This is a genomic window from Flavobacteriales bacterium, from assembly GCA_020635395.1.
In the GTDB taxonomy this organism is placed as follows: Bacteria; Bacteroidota; Bacteroidia; order NS11-12g; family UBA9320; genus UBA987.
Genome location: JACJZV010000001.1, coordinates 596,946 through 618,753 on the forward strand (window position 1 = coordinate 596,946; position 21,808 = coordinate 618,753).

The 21,808-nt window shown below is 39.4% G+C and carries 13 protein-coding genes; 9 read left to right on the forward strand and 4 right to left on the reverse strand.

Annotated elements, in window-relative coordinates:
* Nucleotides 1–15: 15 nt before the first annotated feature.
* Together fabF and H6607_02540 are read right to left on the reverse strand one after the other, a co-directional pair.
* Nucleotides 16–1,269: a beta-ketoacyl-ACP synthase II gene (fabF, locus tag H6607_02535; protein MCB9261240.1), complete on the reverse strand. Its 1,254-nt coding sequence runs from the start codon at nt 1,267–1,269 to the stop codon at nt 16–18.
* Between the two features lie 11 nt (nt 1,270–1,280).
* The gene (locus tag H6607_02540) at nt 1,281–1,517 is read right to left on the reverse strand and encodes an acyl carrier protein (protein ID MCB9261241.1); all 237 of its coding nucleotides are present in this window, start codon (nt 1,515–1,517) and stop codon (nt 1,281–1,283) included.
* 94 nt (nt 1,518–1,611) lie between these two features.
* On the opposite strand from H6607_02540, the gene H6607_02545 reads away from it, so the two are divergent.
* From H6607_02545 to H6607_02555, 3 genes are read left to right on the forward strand one after another with little or no spacing between them, the layout of a single operon-like run.
* Entirely contained in the window at nt 1,612–2,037 is a 426-nt protein-coding gene (locus H6607_02545; protein MCB9261242.1) for an IPExxxVDY family protein, read from the forward strand.
* Between the two features lie 9 nt (nt 2,038–2,046).
* Complete coding sequence (gene pyk / locus H6607_02550; protein ID MCB9261243.1) at nt 2,047–3,477, forward strand: pyruvate kinase; 1,431 nt, start codon at nt 2,047–2,049, stop codon at nt 3,475–3,477.
* Nucleotides 3,478–3,486: 9 nt separating this feature from the next.
* A complete protein-coding gene (locus H6607_02555) occupies nt 3,487–3,990 on the forward strand; it encodes a DUF2480 family protein (protein ID MCB9261244.1) in 504 nt (167 codons plus the stop codon).
* A gap of 8 nt (nt 3,991–3,998) precedes the next feature.
* Here the strand turns inward: H6607_02555 and H6607_02560 are convergent, their stop codons facing one another.
* A complete protein-coding gene (locus H6607_02560) occupies nt 3,999–8,393 on the reverse strand; it encodes a hypothetical protein (GenBank protein ID MCB9261245.1) in 4,395 nt (1,464 codons plus the stop codon).
* A 121-nt stretch (nt 8,394–8,514) separates the two neighbouring features.
* On the opposite strand from H6607_02560, the gene tsaD reads away from it, so the two are divergent.
* The 6 genes from tsaD to H6607_02590 all read left to right on the forward strand — a co-directional run bounded on the left by tsaD (nt 8,515) and on the right by H6607_02590 (nt 20,802).
* Nucleotides 8,515–9,462 (forward strand): tRNA (adenosine(37)-N6)-threonylcarbamoyltransferase complex transferase subunit TsaD, encoded by a 948-nt coding sequence (tsaD, locus tag H6607_02565; protein MCB9261246.1) that lies wholly within the window; start codon nt 8,515–8,517, stop codon nt 9,460–9,462.
* A 1-nt stretch (nt 9,463) separates the two neighbouring features.
* The gene (locus tag H6607_02570) at nt 9,464–10,279 is read left to right on the forward strand and encodes a hypothetical protein (protein ID MCB9261247.1); all 816 of its coding nucleotides are present in this window, start codon (nt 9,464–9,466) and stop codon (nt 10,277–10,279) included.
* A gap of 1 nt (nt 10,280) precedes the next feature.
* Complete coding sequence (gene crcB, locus H6607_02575) at nt 10,281–10,646, forward strand: fluoride efflux transporter CrcB (protein MCB9261248.1); 366 nt, start codon at nt 10,281–10,283, stop codon at nt 10,644–10,646.
* An 8-nt stretch (nt 10,647–10,654) separates the two neighbouring features.
* Nucleotides 10,655–11,914 carry an asparagine synthetase B gene (locus H6607_02580; protein MCB9261249.1) on the forward strand — a complete coding sequence of 420 codons (1,260 nt, stop codon included), beginning with the start codon at nt 10,655–10,657 and terminating at the stop codon, nt 11,912–11,914.
* A 159-nt stretch (nt 11,915–12,073) separates the two neighbouring features.
* Nucleotides 12,074–17,020, forward strand: coding sequence for a hypothetical protein (locus H6607_02585; GenBank protein MCB9261250.1), 4,947 nt, complete (start codon nt 12,074–12,076; stop codon nt 17,018–17,020).
* Nucleotides 17,021–17,157: 137 nt separating this feature from the next.
* Nucleotides 17,158–20,802: a hypothetical protein gene (locus tag H6607_02590; GenBank protein ID MCB9261251.1), complete on the forward strand. Its 3,645-nt coding sequence runs from the start codon at nt 17,158–17,160 to the stop codon at nt 20,800–20,802.
* A 117-nt stretch (nt 20,803–20,919) separates the two neighbouring features.
* On the opposite strand, the gene atpG is transcribed toward H6607_02590, so the two are convergent.
* Nucleotides 20,920–21,804 (reverse strand): ATP synthase F1 subunit gamma, encoded by an 885-nt coding sequence (atpG, locus tag H6607_02595; GenBank protein ID MCB9261252.1) that lies wholly within the window; start codon nt 21,802–21,804, stop codon nt 20,920–20,922.
* Between the last annotated feature and the right edge of the window lie 4 nt (nt 21,805–21,808).

Here is a 21,808-nt window from a genome sequence, read left to right on the forward strand (position 1 = left end):
TAAAGCAACGCGTAGTTATGCGTTATACTTTTTCATAATCAAAGAAACATTGTGTCCGCCAAATCCAAAAGTATTACTCAAGGCTGCATTCACTTCTCGTTTTTGAGCTTTGTTAAACGTAAAGTTTAACTTGGCATCCAATTGGTCATCATCCGTAAAATGATTAATGGTTGGAGCAATAATGCCTTTATGAATGGCCAATATGCAGGCCAAAGCCTCAATGGCTCCCGCCGCACCTAACAAATGTCCGGTCATGGATTTTGTAGAACTGATATTCAGGTTATAGGCATGTTCGCCAAATACCGATTGAATGGCCCTGGTTTCAGCAATGTCTCCCAATGGGGTAGAAGTGCCATGAACATTGATGTAGTCAATTTCAGAGGCATTCATTCCTGCATCGTTAAGGGCATTAATCATTGCATTGCTGGCTCCCAAACCTTCTGGGTGTGGGGCAGTAATATGGTGGGCATCTGCCGTGAGGCCGCCTCCCACTATTTCGCAATAAATTTTTGCACCTCTTGCAAGGGCGTGATCCAATGTTTCAAGAATTAGGCATGCAGCACCTTCTCCCAAAACAAATCCATCACGATCTTTATCAAACGGACGACTTGCTGTTTTGGGGTCATCATTTCGCTCGCTCAGTGCTTTCATAGAGTTGAATCCGCCCATTGCCAATTCATTTACACAAGCTTCCGAACCACCTGTTAGAATAACATCCGCTTTGCCTGTTCTAAGATAGGTAAAAGCATCGGTTATGGCATTGTTTGATGAAGCACAAGCACTGACAGCCGTAAAATTAGGGCCTCTAAAGTTGTACTTCATAGAAATGTAACCGCTGGCAATATCCGAAATCATCATAGGAATGAAGAACGGACTGATGCGAGGAGTGCCATCTCCGGCCAAATATTCGCGAGTTTCGGATAGAAGGGTATGAAGCCCACCAATGCCCGAACCCCAAATTACCCCGCATCTATCAGGGTTGTAGGCCGTTTCTGCCAAACCGCTATCGGCCATAGCCTCGCTGGCCACCACCATTGCATAATGGGTGTACGGATCCATACGCCTATGCTCACGCCTGTCAATGTGGTCTTCCACATTAAAGTTTTTGACCTCGCAAGCAAATTTGGTTTTAAATTTTTCGGCATCAAACCGAGTAATAAAATCGGCACCACTAACACCTAATTCAAGGTTTTTCCAATATTCATCTTTGGAATTACCTATAGGTGTTAGTGCTCCGATGCCCGTTACAACAACTCTTTTGAATTGCATGCAACAACCAATTATTTCGTATGTGCCTCGATGTATGAAACAGCCTCTCCAACAGTTTGGATTTTTTCGGCTTGCTCATCGGGAATAGCAATGTTGAATTCTTTTTCGAATTCCATAATCAACTCAACTGTGTCCAACGAATCCGCTCCTAAATCGTTTGTGAAGCTGGCTTCTAATGTAACTTCTGATTTCTCAACACCAAGTTTGTCAACGATGATGTCTGTTACTTTTGATGCAATTTCTGACATTGTTTTAACTTTTTTAGTCTTTTAAAGGTTGCAAAGAACATTTTTTTCAATAAAAAACACAAGTAAAATATTTCAAGGTATTTTTGTTGCCCAAATGTCGGCGAAGCTAAAACGTTATGTTTTAAGAGAAGAAGAGGATTATTTCAGCAATACATTCGGTATTGTCTGTTCAAAACCTTTGGTTGAGCTGGTTTGGAACATCAACAAACAGCTTAGCTTGAGCCTGCAAAGAGATGAGGATATTGAAGGGAGTAGGAACGGAATCGAAGATTTTTGGCCTCTTTTTTTCTTTAGAGATGAAAGTTTGGAAACAGATTATCAGTTGGTTCAGAACAAAGGACTCGAAAATGTGCTGGCTCCAGAATTAAGAAATGCCGATTTTTTTTTAATCGAAACGAATCATAATTTAACCTTCGGCATAAATCAAAAAAACATTAGCTCAGTTAAGTTTGTGGACTTTTGTTTCCCGATTGAGCAAAACAATTTAAAGCCCGAAACAAGAAATTTATTAAAAATATAGGAATCCTTTATGGAAGATGAGAGATTTAACAAAACCAAAATTGTGGCAACCATTGGCCCTGCCACATCAAACATAGAAACTTTGAAAGAAATGATTTTGGCAGGTATGGATGTTTGTCGAATCAATTTCTCGCACGGCACGCACGAGCAACACTTGCAAGTTGCAAAAAATATTAAACTTCTAAACAAAGAATTGGGTAGAAGCATCTCATTGTTGGGTGATTTGCAAGGACCAAAACTCCGGGTGGGAGAGGTAGAAGAAGGCACATTTTTGGAGGATGGAAGTGAGGTATTGATAACTACTGAGGAGTGCATAGGCAATGCCAAAAAGATTTATGTAAACTACACTCAGTTGCCCACCGATATTGAGTTGGGGGAAGAAATTTTGATTGACGATGGAAATATTTATTTGAGTGTTACAGAAAAAATAGACGAAAAGAATTTTAAAGCCACCGTAATTTATGGTGGAGAATTGTCGTCAAAAAAAGGCTTTAACCTGCCAAGTACTAAAGTGAGTCTGCCTAGTTTAACCAAAAAAGATTTGGTGGATTTGGAATTTGCAATCAAAAATCATTTTGATTGGATAGGTCTTTCATTTGTTAGAAGCAGCTCGGATGTAAAAGATTTAAAAGACAAAATAGCAAAATTGGGGGGCAATGCCCGAGTAATAGCCAAAATAGAAAAACCTCAGGCAGTAAAAAAAATTAAAAATATTGTAAAACGAGCCGATGCCATTATGGTGGCCAGAGGCGACTTGGGGGTTGAAATGCCCATGGATCAGGTGCCGGTTATTCAAAAAAACATTGTAGAAAAATGTCTTTGCGAAGGCAAACCGGTGATAATTGCCACCCAAATGATGGAGAGCATGATTAATCATCCAAGGCCCACAAGGGCAGAGGCAAGTGATGTGGCCAATGCCGTGATGGATGGGGCAGATGCCGTTATGCTAAGTGCCGAAACATCGGTTGGAAAATATCCGGTTAGAGCCATTAAGGCCATGCAACAAATATTAAAATCAACCGAAGAGGGCTGGAACATTTACAACCGCGGCAAGCGGCCATCAAAATCATCCGATACTTTTTTGAGCGACGAAATTTGCTATGCCGCCACACAAATAAGCGAACAAATTTCGGCCAAAGCCATTATTTCTTTAACCCAGTCTGGATATACGGCATTTAAAATAGCCAGCTACCGACCCAATTGCAATATTTTTATTTTTACGAGCAACAAAACCATATTTAGATTGCTCAATTTGGTGTGGAATGTACGTGTGTTTTATTACGACAAACTGGAAAGCACAGACAAAACCATAAGCGATGTGTTGGAAATGCTGAAAAGTAGGGACTTGATTAAACAGGGCGATTTGGTGGTGCACACGGCCAGTATGCCTATTTTGAGCAAAGCACGAACAAATTCGTTAAAAATTAGTTTAGTTGAATAAAAGAAACAAATGGATGAAATAGTAAACAGAGTAGCCAACAGCGGTTTGCTGACAATCAATTTGGAAGATTATTATGACCAAACGGAAATAGCCGACTTTGATATGAAAAATCATTTGTTTCAAGGCTTAATCTTGCGTGAAAAGGATTTTAGAGATTTCGTGAAAAATAACGATTGGGAGCAATATAGAGATAAGCATGTTGCACTATTTTGCAGTGCCGATGCCATTGTGCCCACCTGGGCCTATATGTTGGTAGCCAACCGACTTTCGCCAATTGCCAAATCTGTTTTTTTTGGCAATAAAATGCAGCTTCAGCAAAATAGTATGAACCAAAAAATAAATCAAATAGATATAAATGAATACAAAGACCAACGTGTGGTAATAAAGGGTTGCAGCAAATTTGAAGTACCGGTGGGGGCTTATGTGGCCATTACAGAAAGGCTATCTACCGTGGCCAAAAGCATTATGTATGGTGAGCCTTGCAGCACAGTGCCCATCTTTAAAAGAAGTTAAGAATTATTTTACTCCACCTTTGTTTTTCGGAGTCGAATAGCATCAAATTGTTTTCTAAAATACAAACCCAAACCGGAGGTGGTTACATTGGAGATTTGACCCAAATTGGGGTCGTTGGCACGTTTGTAGAAGGTCTTCAGTTTTAATGTACCATCTTTTTTTACTTTAAAAACCAAATCAAAGTTGTAGGAGTTTGTGGCAGCATTTGGGTTGTTGTTATAAGTTCCGCTAAATTCCAGTCGTTCGTTCAAAATCTTTTGCCGTATGGAGAGAATCAATTCGGCCTTTTGTTGGTCAGAAATGCCGCTGGATGGGGTAATGTAGTTTACATCAAGTTCCAAATTTTTGGCGTATTCCGAAATCCAATTATTTAGTTGGTTCGATAAAAAATTGCCGATACTACTATTCACAATGTCTCGGTATCCGTTTGAGTTCCCGACATCAATCCCAAAATTGGATGCAGGTATAAACGAACCAAAGGTGAGCAAAGAAAAAACCTGACGGTTCATTTCATCGGGGTCGGCTTCTACCTTTTTTACCATACTGTTAAACTCGCCCAAGCCACCAAACTGCGATGCGTCCGGAAATTCCCAACCAAACGTAATATCGGGGTTAAACAATTCACCTTTAAGGTTGAGAATTACGTTCATTTTGATGGTGTTGTTGTATCGTTCTTCGTCTTCTACAAGGCCAAGCATGAGGTCTATAGGTTTTGCAGTATTGCGAGCCACTGCGGCTTGTAAATTTATTTTGGCATTATAGGGGTCGCCATTCCATACAATCTGCCCTCCTTCTCTCAAATCAAATTTTTCGCTGGCCAATGTGGGCGAAGAGAATGGGTAAGAACCACTGCTAATTACGTAGGTGCCAAACATATAAAAATCTTCAGTGGCACTGTTGTAGGTCATGTTTATGTTGCCATTGCCTCGACCCGTAATTTTATCATCCAACACCTCATCAAATAATAGCACAAACTCGGCATCATCGGTAACATCCAAATTAAAATTCATTTTTAAAATTTGGTCGTTAGGGGCTTTAGTTACAATAGTTTCCGTAGAATCATTAGTTGGCGGTTTCTTGAATTTGATGTAATCCACCATCTGGTTTTCGGAGGTGTAGTATATCGGAATAACCAGTTTTGTTCCATTGTTTGACTTGCCTTTTATATCAATCACCATATTTTCAAGTGGCCCCTTAAAAGTGGCACTTCCCGTGGCAAAAGCCTTGCCATAAAACACCTCACCGCTGGTTTTGTCGGTGTTTAATACCTGAAGGTTGTTGGCTCTATCAACCGTTAAATCAAACGAAAATTTGTCGAATAAGTTATGATAAATAGTGCCATTCAAAAAGGCTTTGTTGCCAAAATCGTCCACCACATCTACATTTTTAAACGATATTTTGTCGTTTGAAATCTCAAAAAAATCATTGACATGATAGTTGGTGTTCAGATAGTCCACCTTTATACCAACCCCGCGGGCGGTAACCGTTCCCCAAAATTTTGGCTCTTTTAGGTTTCCGGTTATCCTCATTTCGCTGGTAGAAACAGTTCCTCTAAAATCGGAAGCCACACCTTTAAACCACGGCTCAGCAGGCTTTATGCTCGACTCTTTAGCCCACAATTGAAAGTTAAGTACATCAATCTCGTTTCTCAAATCAAGAGTTCCTTTTAGCGTTACATCCTTTAAAAGTCCGTTTGCTATTTCTGCATTTATGTTCATTAGCAGGGGGTCTTGATTGGATGAGGTGGTGATTTTAAAATCACCAATAGTATCATTATTTACGGCAAGGTTGGTTATTTTTAGATTACCCTGAATAATGGGATTGCCAAGTGCCCGAAGAATGCCAACAGAATCATTAGAAACGCCGCCTATAGTATAACCGCTTGATTTGAACAACGGATTAAACTCGTCCAAATGCAGATTTTGGGTATAAATCGTCAATTTGTCGTTTTTGTCGTTTGATGCAATTCCAGAAATTTTAATGGCTTGATTGCCATTTTGAGCTTCAAAATTGGAGATATATAATTTGTCGTTATAGTAATAGCCCTTGTTGTTTACGGGCAATACCCACACCCGATTGTCTAAATAAAATTTACTTTCTTCAAGAGCCAATCGAAGAGTATCTGATTTAAAATCAACCGAACCATACGAGCGAAAAGCTATTAAGTCGGTGGTGTCGGCAATATCCAATGCAAACTCCGCAAAGGTTGGCAACACGTTGGCATTTAGCATAATATAGTTAGTCAACGTTTTTCCGTTCGATGATACTTCCTTTGCATAAGAGTTAAGACCAAGCCATTGGTCGGGTACTTTAATGAGGGTAAAGTCATACTTTTTAAAGGTATAGTGATTGTAGCTCATTGAGTCGAAAAATCCGGTTGTTTTTAGGGTTTTCTCCGAAGAGTTGTAGCTCGCCTTAAACTTTCCTTTGCCCAGCAATATGTTGTATGGGGTCCAATAAGAAATAAGGCTGTTTGGAAAAACTTCAATGTCCGCATCAATAACGGTTGGCGAGGTTACGTTCGGTTTTTCGTAAAAGTCTGGAAACATATTGGCCAAAAATTCTGCATAAATCTGGTTGAAGTTGGATAGTTCAAATTGCCCATTCATGTTGGCATTGAGCATATCCGATTTTAACTTCAACTGCCTTTGGTCGGCCTCAAAAAAGTTAGAAATAAAAATGCTGTCAAACTTTAGTACTCTATTATTTCGGGAGGCTTTAAATTGGCCAATTTGCACGGTTCCTTCCATGTCATTAATGGTTTTGCCTTTCATGGATATGTTTATGTTGCCCGATATTCTGGTGTCGGCAGTGTCTATTTTTAGTTTTTGCAAATCAAAATTTCTAATTTCCGACTCAAAATCAAAAACAGGTTTTTGTTGCTTGAAATCAATTTTACCCTTAAAAGTTAAATCTACGTTAGGGTCTTTAAATTCGGCTATTCCGTCAAATTTTTGATCGGTATAAAGGCCATTTGCTGTTATGTTTTTTATTTCAATTCCGTTTAATTGAATGTTCGATATTTGTCCATCCAACTTGGTTTTCATGTTGGCCAATGTGAGGCCGCTACCTTCTACCAAATCAATATTAAACGATGTTTTTCCAAGTTGATTGTTTCCCAAAAAATCTCCCAAGGCAAAGTTTTCGGCGGTCAGATTGCCCAAATATCGGGCATTTTTATCTTGCAAAAGTTTAAAATTGATGCGTGAGGTAAGGTGTCCCAGCTCGGAGTATAAATCGCCATCGGCTGCAAAATCTGTATAAAAACCAGTGAGATGACCCGAAAATTGAATATTGCCAAATTTTTTTAGGTTATCGGCCAATTTTAAACTCATAACACGCTCTATATCTTGTGGATTGGATGCCAACGATGATAGCTTGAGCTTTACAAAACTTGACCTCCAGTTGGGCAAACCTTTTATGTCCACATCTCCGGCCAAAACACTTTGGTTGCCCACTTTTATGTTAAAGTCTTCAAATTTAAAATTAGATACATAGCCTTTTGCATTGCCCGAAACTGCCAAAACATTGTGTTTGTAGGGTGTTAAATTTTTCGAGAAATACTCAAGGTCGCTGGCAGATACAATCGTGTTTACAAGATTGGTTCTGATATAAACCGAATCAATAAAATGCGAAAAATCAGAAAATCCGGAGTAGTCAAAGGCTAAATAATCTTCGATAGAAGACTGATTTGTTCTGAGCAGCAACTCGCTGAATTGCATACCATTTCGGTGAATAATGGTTTTGGAAACTAATCGGGAAACCGGCAATCCATTTTTTTCTACTGTTGAAAGGTTTTTAATTTTAAAATTGAGCGAATCACCAATAATTTGAAAATCTTTAAACGAGCCATTAATCTGCCTAAAGGCAAAATCATTTTCGTCAAACGTGCGGTCTGTTGGAGGCTCATATCCAGCAATGTAGTATCGAAACTCACCCTGCTCAATTTCGACACTTTTTAAGTCTATCATCCAAACACCCCCGCCGCCGCCACCTTTGCCCAGTTGGGTCAAAAAAGTATAATTAAGACTTGAGTCGCCGTTTTTTCTGTGAAAATCAACCAAAACCTTTTGCATTTTAACTCCGCCCAACGACACTTTTTTGGCAAATCGCTTTATAGATAAAATTCTAAAATCAAAATGTTCAATAAAAATAAGCGAATCTCCATGTTGGTCATCAATCAACAAATCCTCTAATTTGAATTTCCCGTTCCAGCTTATGTTGGCATAACCAATAGATACCTCGGTGTTCAATTTTTTTGAAAGTGTTTTGGTAAGGCGTTGCACCACCTTTGTTTGAATAGAGGGAACACTGATAAGGGCAGAAAGTATAAATAGCAAAAGCACCACGGCCAAAAACAGCCGCAATCCAAATTTTAGTACTTTTGAAAAAACTTTTTTCAAGCGTTCGAAATTAGAAAAACAATAGCCTATATACGATACAAAATAAAACTAAGTGCCTCAAAAACAAGACAAAATAATATTGGCAATAGAGTCATCATGCGACGACACCTCGGCAGCCGTGATGATTAATGGCAAAATATGTTCCAATATAGTGGCTGGGCAGTTGGTGCATGAACAGTATGGAGGAGTGGTGCCTGAGTTGGCCTCTAGAGCCCATCAGCAACATATTGTTCCGGTTGTTGATGCGGCTTTAAAAAATGCCGGAGTAGAAAAAAAGGAACTTTCAGCCATTGCTTTTACCCAGGGGCCAGGGCTTTTAGGCTCGCTCATGGTGGGTGCTTCGTTTGCCAAATCAATGGCTTTGGCACTCCATATACCGCTGATTGCCGTAAACCATTTAGAAGCCCATACCACGGCACATTTTATCGAAAATGAACGGGCAAAATTTCCTTTTTTGTGTCTGCTGGTAAGTGGCGGACACACCCAAATTATTAAAGTAGAATCGGCCAGTTCGTTTGAAATATTGGGCAAAACCCGTGATGATGCTGCGGGCGAGGCCTTTGACAAAACTGGCAAAATGATGGGTTTGCCCTATCCCGCAGGGCCGCATATAGACAGGTTGGCAAAAACCGGAAATCCATTGGCCTTCCAGTTTCCCGATTCGCGTGTGGGAGCATTGGATTTTAGTTTTTCAGGATTAAAAACGGCTGTTTTATATTTTTTAAATGAAAGGAAGGAAGAGAATCCGTTGTTTGTGGAACAAAATTTGAACGACCTGTGTGCATCAATTCAGCACACCATTGTGTCTTATTTACTCAGAAAATTAAAAATGGCAGTAAAAGAAACAGGAATACAGGAAATAGCCATCTCAGGAGGGGTGTCGGCCAACAGTGGGCTGAGAAATGCGGCACGCCAATTGGCAGAAAAAAAAGGATGGAATATACATATTCCGCCTTTGCAGTATTGCACCGACAATGCCGGTATGATTGCCCAACAGGCTTATTTTAAATTAGAAACAAAGACATTTGCAACACTAGAAGTGGTGCCTTTTGCACGATTTGAGGATTAATATGACAAAAAAAATTAGTACGGTTTTGGCCATTTGTTTCGGTTTTTTTACCGCCCAATCACAGGTGGCAGACACCACTACATACAGATTAAATAAGGTAAAAGAGGTGCAATCTTTCGTACATTTTTTGGGCTTCGAGCGGCAGGATACGTGCCTTTTTCAGGTTAGAAACATTGATTCGTTTGGCAAAATTGAAAAGGATTATATCAACTACGGTTGTCAAGGTTGGAACATGACCAACACCACCCATATTACCTATGATTCCTTTCATCAAATAATAAAAATAAGGTATGACGAAAATGACGAAGAAAGCAGCGAAATGAGGTTTGCTTACGACGAGCTTGGCCGAGCAGTGTTGGAGATAAACCAGATTTGGAATCCTTATTCTACATCCATAACCCAATATACGTATTTTGGGCCATTAGGTAGGGAGGATTCCGTATATGTATTGCAGATAATAGACGGCGATTCAAGTCATTTTAAAACGATAAACAGCTACAAGAACGATCTTTTGAAGAAATCGGAAACCTATGAAGGTGCCACCGGAAAAATCATCAGTATGTACACCAAAAAATACGATGAACAGAATCGACCAGTCCGCACAGAAACCTATTTGTTTAGGGAAGATGGCCGAGATGCAATAACCAATATAGTGTATGACAGAAATGGGAGAGTGGGGGAGACCAATGATGAGGTAAGCGAACTTGCCGCACACTTTTTTTACGATGAAAATGGACTTTTGGCATTGACCCATTATTTCAATAGATTTGGTTCGCTTGAGCGTGAAGTTTGGCATAAATACCTTTTTTACGAATAAAATGAACTTCATTTACGTGGCATTGGGAGGAGCTTTGGGAGCCGTTTCGAGGTTCGGAGTTTCGGAGTTGGTAAAAAATCAAACCACCAGCGGGTTTCCCACTGCTACACTTTTGGCCAATTTAATTGGATGTTTGCTAATTGGTGTTTTGTGGAAACTATTGGCAGAAAATGAGATGCTAAATTTGCTCTTGATTGTGGGTTTTTTGGGAGGTTTTACTACCTTTTCGTCATTTGGCTTGGATGGTTATAAATTGATAACGAATGGAAATTGGAGCAGTTTTGCATCCTATTTTCTGATAAGTAATATTGGGGGGCTTTTGCTCGTTTTTGTGGGGACAAGGGCAGTTGAAATGTTTTATAAATAGAGAATACAATGAAAAAACTTTGGATATTTATGGTGTTAATAGGGGTGATGCAAATAGCAAAAGCCGAGTATATATTAATACCGATGGATGAGTCGCAAAAAGACCACTTAAAGGCCTATGGGGTAGCCTATTCTATTTTAGAATTTGACAAAGAAGTGGAGTGGCTGCTCAACTATAAAGGCGGGGCATTTATGACCTACCATTTTGAGCAATTCGAAAAATTGTGTTTGCTGCGAGGTGTAAGTTTTCAAAAAATAAGCGACCAAAAAGCACAACTTATCCGCGATGAGGTTGAAAATCCGGTGGTAAATGCCAGCATTGTAAAACTGCTGACTGCCCCAAAAATTGCCGTTTATTCGCCCAAAACTGCCCAGCCGTGGGATGATGCCGTAACCATGGTGCTGACCTATGCCGAAATACCATACACCACTGTTTTTGACGATGAGGTGCTAAACGGAGAGTTGCCCCTCTACGATTGGTTGCACCTACACCATGAAGATTTTACGGGGCAATACGGCAAATTTTATTCAGCCTACCGCAATGCACCGTGGTATCAAGAGCAGGTAAAAGAAGCAGAGGAAATGGCCGCCAAACATGGCTTTGAAAAAGTGTCGGATTTGAAATTGGCCGTAGTCAAAAAAATTAGAGATTTCACCTTAGGTGGTGGTTTTATGTTTGCCATGTGTTCGGCCACCGATAGCTACGATATAGCATTAGCCGCCGATGGAGTGGATATTTGTGCCGAAATGTTCGACGGCGATGCTGCTGACGCACAAGCCCAAACCAAATTGGACTACGCAAAAACCTTTGCCTTTAAAGATTTTACGCTCGAAATGAACCCGTATGTGTATGAATATTCAAACATCGATGTAAACCCCAATGCACGTCCGGTTTCTGAGCAGAATGATGTATTTGTGTTAAACGAATTTTCAGCCAAGTGGGATGTCGTTCCCACCATATTAACCCAAAATCATTTAAAAGTGATACCCGGATTTATGGGACAAACCACCGCATTCAAAAAAGAATTTGTAAAAAGTACCTGCACCATTTTGGCCGAAAACAAATCCCTCAACGAAGTTCGCTACCTGCATGGCACCATGGGCAAAGGCACCTGGACCTTTTACGGTGGCCACGACCCAGAAGACTACCGGCACATGGTAGAAGAACCGCCAACCGATTTGGCCTTGCACCCAAACTCGGCGGGGTATAGGCTTATTCTAAACAATATTTTGTTTCCATCTGCAAAAAAGGAGAAGCAAAAGACCTAAAAAAACTTCATTTTAAGTGAGACGAATCGGACTCATTGGGAGTCTCTAAATCGTATTGATGCCAATTGTGTGAATGGCTTGACTCCAGTTTGGAGTAGAGTACCTTTAATCATTTGGTCATTAATAAGGTTTAAATACATTTGTAGAAACGTTTTTAAAATGAAAAAAATAGTTCTCCTGCTTGTGATGGGTTTTCTTACCCTATTAACAACAAAAACGTTTGCCACGCACTTAATGGGTGCCGATATAACCTATACCTGCGATTCGGCTTATGCTTATACCGTGAAAATTGTTTATTACAGATATTGTGCAGGCACGGCCATGGCCAATCCATCTGCACAGACCAATGCGGTAAATGTCAAAACTGGTGCGAAGGTTGGGATTACGCTAACCTTGCAAAGTATTGAGGACATTACCCAAGTTTGTTCATCGGTTTCAAAGCCCTGTTACCCGGCAAATACATACTCCAATGCCGGTATGGAGCGACTCACTTACATAGGAAACGTAGATTTACAAAGCAGTAAATATGGAAATATGTTGTCATCGGGCAATTGTGTAGTTCGTATCGAGACAAGCCAATGTTGTCGTAACACCACTATAACCACTGGAGGGGCGAATCAAAATTTTTACACCTACGCAACAATCAATGTATGTTTGGCTCCGGTAAACAACTCTCCTCAATTCATTACCGACCCTGTTGCTTTTTTGTGTTGTAATAAACCCTATTATGGAAATGTAGGTGGCTTTGATAATTTGGATTTTGACTCATTGAGCTATCGGTTTGCACCACCAATTACTGGATATAATCTTTACACTTCTTATAGCGGAAGTTATAGTTACAATAATCCTTTTACAGTTTATTATCCTGGGAGTTTAAAACCACCCTATAATAATCCCTATGCAAGTCCTCCTATCGGCCTATTTTTAGATGAGGAGACAGGAAGATTGGTTTTTACACCTGTAAATTGTTCGGAGGTAACAATTGCCGTTTTAGAAATAACCGAATGGCGAAAAGATTCGATTGGTGTGCCGCAGATAATTGGTGTAACCCGCCGCGATATGCAATACAACATTAGCCAATGCAATGAAAATAATCCGCCCAAAATAAAAACAAATACTATAGTTGATATTGATTTAACCCCATGTCAAAAAGAGGTTTATTGTTTTAATGTAACCACCGAAGATAAGGTTGCACCCATTGGCACATACACCCCTTCGGCCGATACCGTTAAGTTTATTCAATATGATTTGCCCGCCGGAATTACCATGACCGTCACCAATCCGAAAAACATTAATCCAACAGCCAAAATTTGTATTGACCCTACTCAAGTTGATGAAAAACTTATTAAAACAGGATATGTTCAATTTCCTATAACGGTAACGGACAATCATTGCCCTCAACCTGCCATTACAACCGAGATAATTACAGTTTTGATAAAGAATTTTTCCCAGTTTGGAAAGGTTGAAGGTGCTGTTGTGTTGGATATAAATGGGAATTGTCAAAAAGACTCATCAGAAATTAACATAAGCCAACAAAGAAAAGTTTTGGTTACAGGAACATCTACAAACCAATATGTGAATGCAAATGGAACCTATCAGCTTTGTTTAAGATCGGGTTTGGCAAAGGTAAAACTGGCACCAAATCAATGGTTCAACGATGTGTGTGTTGAGGATTCGGTAGTGGTTGTTATAGATAGCACTCACACCATCAATTTTTTTACTCAACTAAAGCCCGGCATTGCAGGATATGTTTTTACCGAAGCGGGAGAATGTAAAACCAATAGTTTTACTCAACCCGTGGCCGGGCAAATGGTGGTGGCTCAGCCCGGAAACCATTATGCCGTTACTGATAAATATGGTTTTTATTTGTTCGACATCGATACGGGCAGTTATAAAATTGCGTTGGTAAACGACACCACACACTGGAAAAGCCGCTGCAAAGACAGCATTTCGGTTCATTTTTCGGCAGGTGAAACCAAATTCGTGGACACTTTTTTTAATTATCATGTTCCGGAACAAAACGTATCGGTCAGCATTGCGTTCAATTCCGGAAAAACCATTAAACGTGGGCATCCTTTTTATGCTCATGTAAAAATTAAAAACAATGGCACATATACCGTTGCCTCCAGCAAAGTCATTTTGTCGGTTGACAGCACGTTGCCCGATTTATACAAAAGTTATTCGGGCTGGAAATACAAAGGTGGCGGCAATTATGAAGTGAATTTTACCAACCTCAACCCGGGCTACACCAATAGCTACTATATGTATCTAACCGCCGACACATCATATCAAGTAGGGGATAGCATTCGGTTTTATGCCGTTACCGATACAGCACAAGATGTAACTCCTGCCGACAATGAATATTTGGTAGATTTGAGAGTGGTTGGCCCACACGACCCCAACAGAAAAACCGCCCAGCCCGACAGTATTTTTACAACCACCGATAGAATGTTGACCTACACGGTTCAGTTTCAAAACGATGGTTCGGCAGCGGCAACCGATGTAATTGTGCGGGATACATTGAGTAATAAATTTGATTTATCCACCCTGCAAATGGAAACAGGAAGTCATAACTTTAGTTATAGTCTTGATGGTAATAAACTATGGGTGCATTTCGAAAACATCAATCTGCCACCCAAAAAAGCGGATTCGCTGAGATGTATGGGTAGTTTTACGTTTAAAATCAAATTGAGAGAAGATATTTTTGAGGAAACATTCATCAAAAATAGGGTAGGAATTTATTTTGATTTTGAAGATGTGGTAATGACCGGTTATCAAATAAATCATTTTAAATCACCTATGGAGTTTGTCGGAAATCCGAAAAAGGTTTATTGCAAAGAAGATACACTAAAGCTTCCGTTTGTGGCTTGGTTTAAACCCATAGCGGACAATATGTTTATTTTGGAAATGACCGATTCTTCAGGAAACCACAACACCTTTTCTGCCATTGATACCCTTTTTTCTACAAGCACCCAAAACACGTTTAAACTATTGGTTTCCGACTATTTTCAACACTCCTCATCCAACTATGCTTTCCGCATAAAATCAACCGATGCAGTGACCCAAAGTTTTGTACAGGCCTATCTAAAAAACATCAATATAGAACTTTTAAATGATGCCAAATTGCAGATTTCGGATACAGAGATTTGTTATGGACAAAAGGTTCAAGTCAAATCGAACGAAGCATATTTTACCAACCGATTGTTTGCAGGCACTCTTAAACTTTTGGAGTCGAACAAGGCCGAATTTGAAAGTGATAGTTTGATGGATGGCATGAATTTGTTCATGGAACACGAGGCAAAATATGGCTGCAAAAGCTACACGGACACGGTGCTGATGACGGTTTGGGCGGTGCCTACTATTTCTATTTTTTCAGATTCAAACACATGTTATGGAAACTCAAAAATTGACTTTTTGCCCACCATACATTTCGGAAAAGGCCGAACAACCACAGACACTTTGTTGTGGAATTTTGGCGATGGAAGTTCGAATGTATCATTTGGTTCCGGTTATCCTTCGCACAATTATGCGGATGGCAACTATTTGATGAAAGTGAGCCTACAAAACGGAATTTGTTTTGACTCAACAAGTCAAAACATAGAAATTGGCATCAACCCAAAAATTACCATCGATTCGTTGGTGGATAATATTTGTCCCGAACAAGAGGTGGTACTCTTTTTTACATCGAACACGCAACACGATATTCAACAAATTGATTGGAATTTTGACAACGGTAAGCACATTTTTAGTAAAACTGTGCCAAAATATAGTTATCCGGAATCCGGCAATTATCAGATTTCGGCTATTTTGAAAGACACGATGGGCTGTTCAGACACATCGTTTGCCGCCATAAACATTGCCATTGCACCCAAAGCCAAAATAATAAACGACAAACTTGCGGCGTGCAGCAACGATGCCCAGTTTTTATTTAAGAAAGAAATTTCGGGAGATATTGTTGGATACAAATGGATTGTTGACAATACTGAATATACCTCCGATTCGTTGGAGACACCTCTTTCGGTGGGAACGCATAATGTGTATTTGGTTGCATTAAGTTCGGGCATTTGCAATGATACTGTGGGCAAAAGTGTGGTGGTTTATCCCTATGAGAAAGCTGAATTTGATTTAGATTCAGACTTATGTTCTAACCAAGAATTGCTTTTGATGTCCAAAAATGTGACAACTACCACTAAATATACATGGCAGTTTTTTGGCAAAAAGATTACAGCCCAGTCTATTCAACATACCCTGCAAGATACCACAGCGGGTACATACAGTGTAAAACTTAATCTTATAACAAAGGATGGCTGTACCGATAGTATTTTTAGGTCATTTGATTTACAAAAAATGCCCAAAGCCGACTTTGAAACGCAAGATGTATGCTTGGGTTATTTGATAGAACTGACCAATTTGAGCAGCGAAATGTCGGATAATTCTGAGGTTGCCATTGTGTGGGGAGACGGAATGAAGCTCGACTATAAGAAACCAAAAAATGATTACAGTCACAGTTATTTGGCTGGTAATTATATCGTTACGTTGTTCGCAAAAACAGACTTTTGTGTTGATTCGATGAGCAAATCTGTTCAGGTTTTTGACCCATCACAGGCCGATTTCGACCACCACCCAGCGGCCACCGATGAGTTATTGATAGAATTTGAAAACCAATCAACCAATGCTGACAGTAGTTTTTGGAAGTTTGGCCAAAATGCGGATGAGGTTTGGAACAATTCGCCGGTTGTTTCGCAAAGGTTTGACCATCCGGGCTATTATTTGGTGCAATTGGTGGCCAAAACGCAGCATGGTTGTGTGGATACGTTGGTAAAGAGAATCATGGTAGAATCGGATTTTAATTTTTTTATACCCAACACATTTTCGCCCGGCAGAACCGACGGTTTAAACGATCATTTTGTGGTTGTTCCATCGGAGTATATCAAAAGCATCGACTTTCAACTAATCAATCGGCTTGGGCAAACAGTGGTGCAGTCAAACAATCCCAACCGTTTGATAGACAAAGAGTTGATGCCTGGCATTTACATGTACAAATCCAAAATTATCGACTTAAATGGCCGAGAATATGAGTATGAAGGGGTGGTGCATATTTGGTAGGATTGATTTACCACAAGAAAAGAGAAAAAAGAAATTGTTGAAAAACTGCAACGAATTGGAGGCACAATGAGTCGTAGAGAGAACGGATTTTTATGAAAATACTACCTTTAATTATGCTGATTTTGCAAAGTTTTTCCATGACTTTGTTCGCTCAAAACAATGGATTTTTGGGTGCAGATATTACCTATACCTGCGATTCGGCTTATAGCTATACTTTCAAAACAGTATTTTACAAAAAATGTGATGGCGATGCATTGCCCAATCCATCCTCAATTACCAAAATTGTAAATCAAACAACCGGATATGCTTATGCAGTAAATATGCAATTGCAGGGCATTGAAGATATAACCATGGTTTGCCCCGATTCCTCAAAACCGTGCGGTGGAGGCTCCAATTTGGCAGGGCAAGAAGCACATACCTATATCTGCAAAATAAACATTATGGATGCCAATTTTGTGCATTTGTTTGATAGCAACAACTGCATATTGCGTTTCGAAGTGGGGTTTTGCTGCCGAGATGATACGGCAGCCACCGGATACAGCGGTAATTTTTACACGTATAGCAGCCTCAATTTTTGTCTTGCACCAAGTAACAGTTCGCCACAGTTTATATTGCCACCTTTGGTGGAGTTGATGTGTTATACTTCTAATTATTTGTCGGTGGACGGTTTTGATTTTATGGATTATGATTCGTTGAGTTATTCAATTGTAAGACCTATGAATGAGAAAAATTTTGAAATACCAATTCCCGAAAATAAACGTCTTTTTTGGCCATTTGAGACGTATCTTCCAAGTATGTTTATTCCTCCTTCACCCTATACAAACCCTAGTGCCAACCCGCCTATTGGATTATATTTAAATAAATTAACGGGACAAATAATTTTTTATCCTACCAAATGTGATGAAAAATCAGTTGTGGTGTTTCAAATTGAGGAGTGGAGAAAAGATGAAAACGGGAAAGCTCATCTAATTGGTGTTACAAGAAGAGATTTAATCTGTCATATTATGCCAAACAATGGAAATCGTTCTCTTTTTGTAAATGGAGTTTCACATAGGTTAATTGAGCAACCCAATACAAAAAATTGCTTCAATTTTCCTGTAGTTGAGAACCCCTACAAAACCCAAACTCAGACATTTTATGATTCAATAAAAATTATTGAAACCCCACTACCCAGCGGGGTAACGCTAACTTATGAAGATGGATTTCATTACCTCAATACTGTCGTAGAAGTATGCATTGATGTTGACAAAATCGACTATCGCGTAAGCGAAACCAATTATTTGAATGTACCCATTTTGGCTATTGACAATTACTGCCCAAAATCATCTTGGACGGCAAATGTGGTTACGTTTGCCTTCGACCCGTTAATTTTTAGAGGCACCATAGCCGGAAATGTTATAATCGACTCCAATGCCAATTGCCAAAAGGATAGCAACGAACAAAATTCGGGCATACAACGCACCCTAAAAATAACCGGGAAAAACTTTCAACACATCATTAAAACCCAAGCCAACGGCCAGTTTAGTGTTGATTTAAAAAAGGGTAAATATTTTATTGAACTGCTTCCACACCCATATTTTATTGACGATTGTAGCACCGATTCCATTTTGATAACCCCGGATAGTATTTTCTCGATAAATCTGTATAGCCGATTTAAGCCAGGTGTTGGCGGTTATGTTTATCGCGATTCGGGCAATTGTGCGAGAGATGGGTTTTCGTTACCCATTCAAAATCAAATCGTTTCGGTTGATTCAGATAAACATATTGGAATTACGGAAAGTTCGGGTTTTTATTTTATACCGCTTGATTCGGGCAATCATAAAATTTCGTTGTTTAATGATACATCACTATTCCAAAGTATCTGCCATGATACCATCTCGGTGGTGTTAAAAGCAGGGGAGGCAAATCTTGACAATCATTTTTTAAATTTTGCGAAGCCAGTAAATGATTTGGAAGTAAACATCGTATTTAATGTTGGTTCAACTGTAAGAAGAGGTTCAGATTTTTGGGGAAATGTAATTGTAAAAAATAATGGCACAAAGCCTGTGACGAATAAAAAGGTTGCACTGTTGGTAGATAATACCTTACCCAATCTTTCAAAAAGTAACTCGGCTTTGAGTCATGTGTATGACTCGATTTACCATATCGAGGTTGGAAATTTGGCCATTTACCAACAAAAAACCTTCAAAGTTTATTTTAATAAAAATTTAAACTATGCTGCCGGAGATACCATATCGATTGAGGTTGAAATGGATACAACAAACGATATTAAAAAGGAAAATAACCATCGCAAAATAAACCTAAGAGTGGTGGCCGCCAAGGATCCAAACATAAAAACGTGCCTGCCTGACAGCGTTTTTACAAGTATCGACAGACAATTAACCTATACTGTACAATTTCAAAACGAAGGAACGGATTATGCCCAAGATATTGTGGTGCGAGACACGCTTTCGGATGATTTTGATTTGTCCACATTAAAAATGCTTGGCAGTAGTCACAATTTTCGTTACACATTGACAAACAATGAGTTGTGGGTGTATTTTGATAATATTAAACTGCCTTCGAAGAAAACCGATTCTATAAACAGTATGGGTAGTTTTAGTTTTAGTATTGCACTAAAAGACCGCATTTTTTATGAAAAACAAGTGCAAAATAGGGTAGGAATTTATTTTGATTATGAAGATGTGGTTTTAACAAACTATCAAATAAATCATTTTAAATCGCCGTTTGAATTTTATAAAATTCCAGAGAAGATTTATTGCCAATCCGACACATTGAAACTTCCTTTTTTGGCTCGTTTTGTTACCCCAATGGGAAATGTGTATGTACTAGAAGTGGCTGATTCCATAAATTTTGAAGGGTTTCATGCAATTGATAGTTTACCAAGCCAAAAGCAATTTGAAGTATTCAAGATTGCAGTTGGTAAATTTTTTACAAACTCGGGCAAATACAGTTTTAGGCTAAAATCGACACCCTCGGCGGCACAAAGTTTCGAAAGTAGCTATCTTGCCAATGTTGAAATGGAAATAATGAAACCAACAAAAATTTTGGTTTCAAATGCGGCAATATGTGCTGGCGAAACATTAGAAATACAGGCATCAAACAATTACTTTCATAATGGGTTATATCAAAACGAAAACCAAATATATTCTGGAAATAGCACCTACACAACAGTTCAAAATCTAAAGAACGGCGATAAACTGTTTTATAAACACATAAGCCAAAACGGTTGTAAAAATTATTCTGACACCGTGAAAATTTTGGTTGATGAGTGGCCACAAGCCGATTTCGACCACCACCCTGCGGCCACCGATGAGCTATTGATAGAATTTGAAAACCAATCAACCAATGCCGACAGCAGTTTTTGGAAGTTTGGCCAAAATGCGGATGAGGTTTGGAACAATTCGCCGGTTGTTTCGCAAAGGTTTGACCATCCGGGCTATTATTTGGTGCAATTGGTGGCCAAAACGCAGCATGGTTGTGTGGATACGTTGGTAAAGAGAATCATGGTAGAATCGGATTTTAATTTTTTTATACCCAACACATTTTCGCCCGGCAGAACCGACGGTTTAAACGATCATTTTGTGGTTGTTCCATCGGAGTATATCAAAAGCATCGACTTTCAACTAATCAATCGGCTTGGGCAAACGGTGGTGCAATCAAACAACCCCAACCGTTTGATAGACAAAGAGTTGATGCCCGGCATTTACATGTACAAATCCAAAATTATCGACTTAAATGGCCGAGAATATGAGTATGAAGGGGTGGTGCATATTTGGTAAGTCAAGGTCGAAAGGTAATTTGTGAGATTCTTCGCTGTGTTCTGAATGACGAAAGGAGTTTTCAAAAAAAAATAGGCACTCAAACGAGTGCCTTTTTAGTCAATGTTATACAAAGTTTTACGCTTCCAAGGCTGCCGCACCACCCACAATTTCCAGAATTTCTCCGGTAATGGCGGCTTGACGTGCCTGGTTGTATTTAAGCTTCAGTTTTTCAATCAATTCTCCGGCATTTTCTGTTGCCTTATCCATGGCCACCATTCTGGCACCATGCTCCGATGCTTGAGAATCAAGACAAGCCTTAAACAGTTGTGTTTTTACCGCACGTGGCACCAAATCATACAAAATCTCTGTTTTGCCGGGTTCGAAAATGTAGTCGTTGTTCGCAGATTTTGGTTTATCATGGTTGTATTTCTCCATCTCTACGGGCAACATTTTTTCTACCTGAACATACTGAGTAGCGGCATTTTTGAATTGGTTATAGACAATCCGAACCTCATCAAACTCGCCATTTTTGTATCGGTTGATTATGCCTTCGGCTACATCAAAAGTGCTGGCGGCATCCAATGTTAAAAGGTGAGCCATTTTTGATGTATCGGTTTTAAAATCTCCTTTTTTAAAGGAGTCGTAGGCTTTTTTGCCAAGAAACATCAATTCAAAATCAATGTTATTTTCTTTAAACCGATTGTTAATCAAACCTTTGGTAGCTTTTATTAGGTTTGAGTTAAAAGCTCCACACAAACCGCGGTCGCTCGAAATGATTACGACCAGCACTTTTTTAGGTTCGCGATACTGAAAATAGGCTTTCAGTGTGTCATCATCCTTGGCACTTTCTCCCAAGTTCGACAATATCTCATTTAGCTTGTCGGCATACGGACGCATTTTGGTAATAGCACCCTGAGCCTTTCGCAATTTTGTTGCAGAAACCAATTTCATGGCTTTGGTTATCTGCTGCGTGCTTTGAGTTGTCGATATTCTGTTTCTAACCTCTTTTAAGTTGGCCATAATA

Excerpts from the sequence above, each read along its gene's own strand:
- fabF (MCB9261240.1), bottom strand. The coding sequence starts at position 1,269 with ATGCAATTCAAAAGAGTTGTTGTAACGGGCATCGGAGCACTAACACCT.
- H6607_02540 (MCB9261241.1), bottom strand. The coding sequence starts at position 1,517 with ATGTCAGAAATTGCATCAAAAGTAACAGACATCATCGTTGACAAACTT.
- H6607_02545 (MCB9261242.1), top strand. The coding sequence starts at position 1,612 with ATGTCGGCGAAGCTAAAACGTTATGTTTTAAGAGAAGAAGAGGATTAT.
- pyk (MCB9261243.1), top strand. The coding sequence starts at position 2,047 with ATGGAAGATGAGAGATTTAACAAAACCAAAATTGTGGCAACCATTGGC.
- H6607_02555 (MCB9261244.1), top strand. The coding sequence starts at position 3,487 with ATGGATGAAATAGTAAACAGAGTAGCCAACAGCGGTTTGCTGACAATC.
- tsaD (MCB9261246.1), top strand. The coding sequence starts at position 8,515 with ATGATTAATGGCAAAATATGTTCCAATATAGTGGCTGGGCAGTTGGTG.
- H6607_02570 (MCB9261247.1), top strand. The coding sequence starts at position 9,464 with ATGACAAAAAAAATTAGTACGGTTTTGGCCATTTGTTTCGGTTTTTTT.
- crcB (MCB9261248.1), top strand. The coding sequence starts at position 10,281 with ATGAACTTCATTTACGTGGCATTGGGAGGAGCTTTGGGAGCCGTTTCG.
- H6607_02580 (MCB9261249.1), top strand. The coding sequence starts at position 10,655 with ATGAAAAAACTTTGGATATTTATGGTGTTAATAGGGGTGATGCAAATA.
- H6607_02585 (MCB9261250.1), top strand. The coding sequence starts at position 12,074 with ATGAAAAAAATAGTTCTCCTGCTTGTGATGGGTTTTCTTACCCTATTA.
- H6607_02590 (MCB9261251.1), top strand. The coding sequence starts at position 17,158 with ATGACTTTGTTCGCTCAAAACAATGGATTTTTGGGTGCAGATATTACC.
- atpG (MCB9261252.1), bottom strand. The coding sequence starts at position 21,804 with ATGGCCAACTTAAAAGAGGTTAGAAACAGAATATCGACAACTCAAAGC.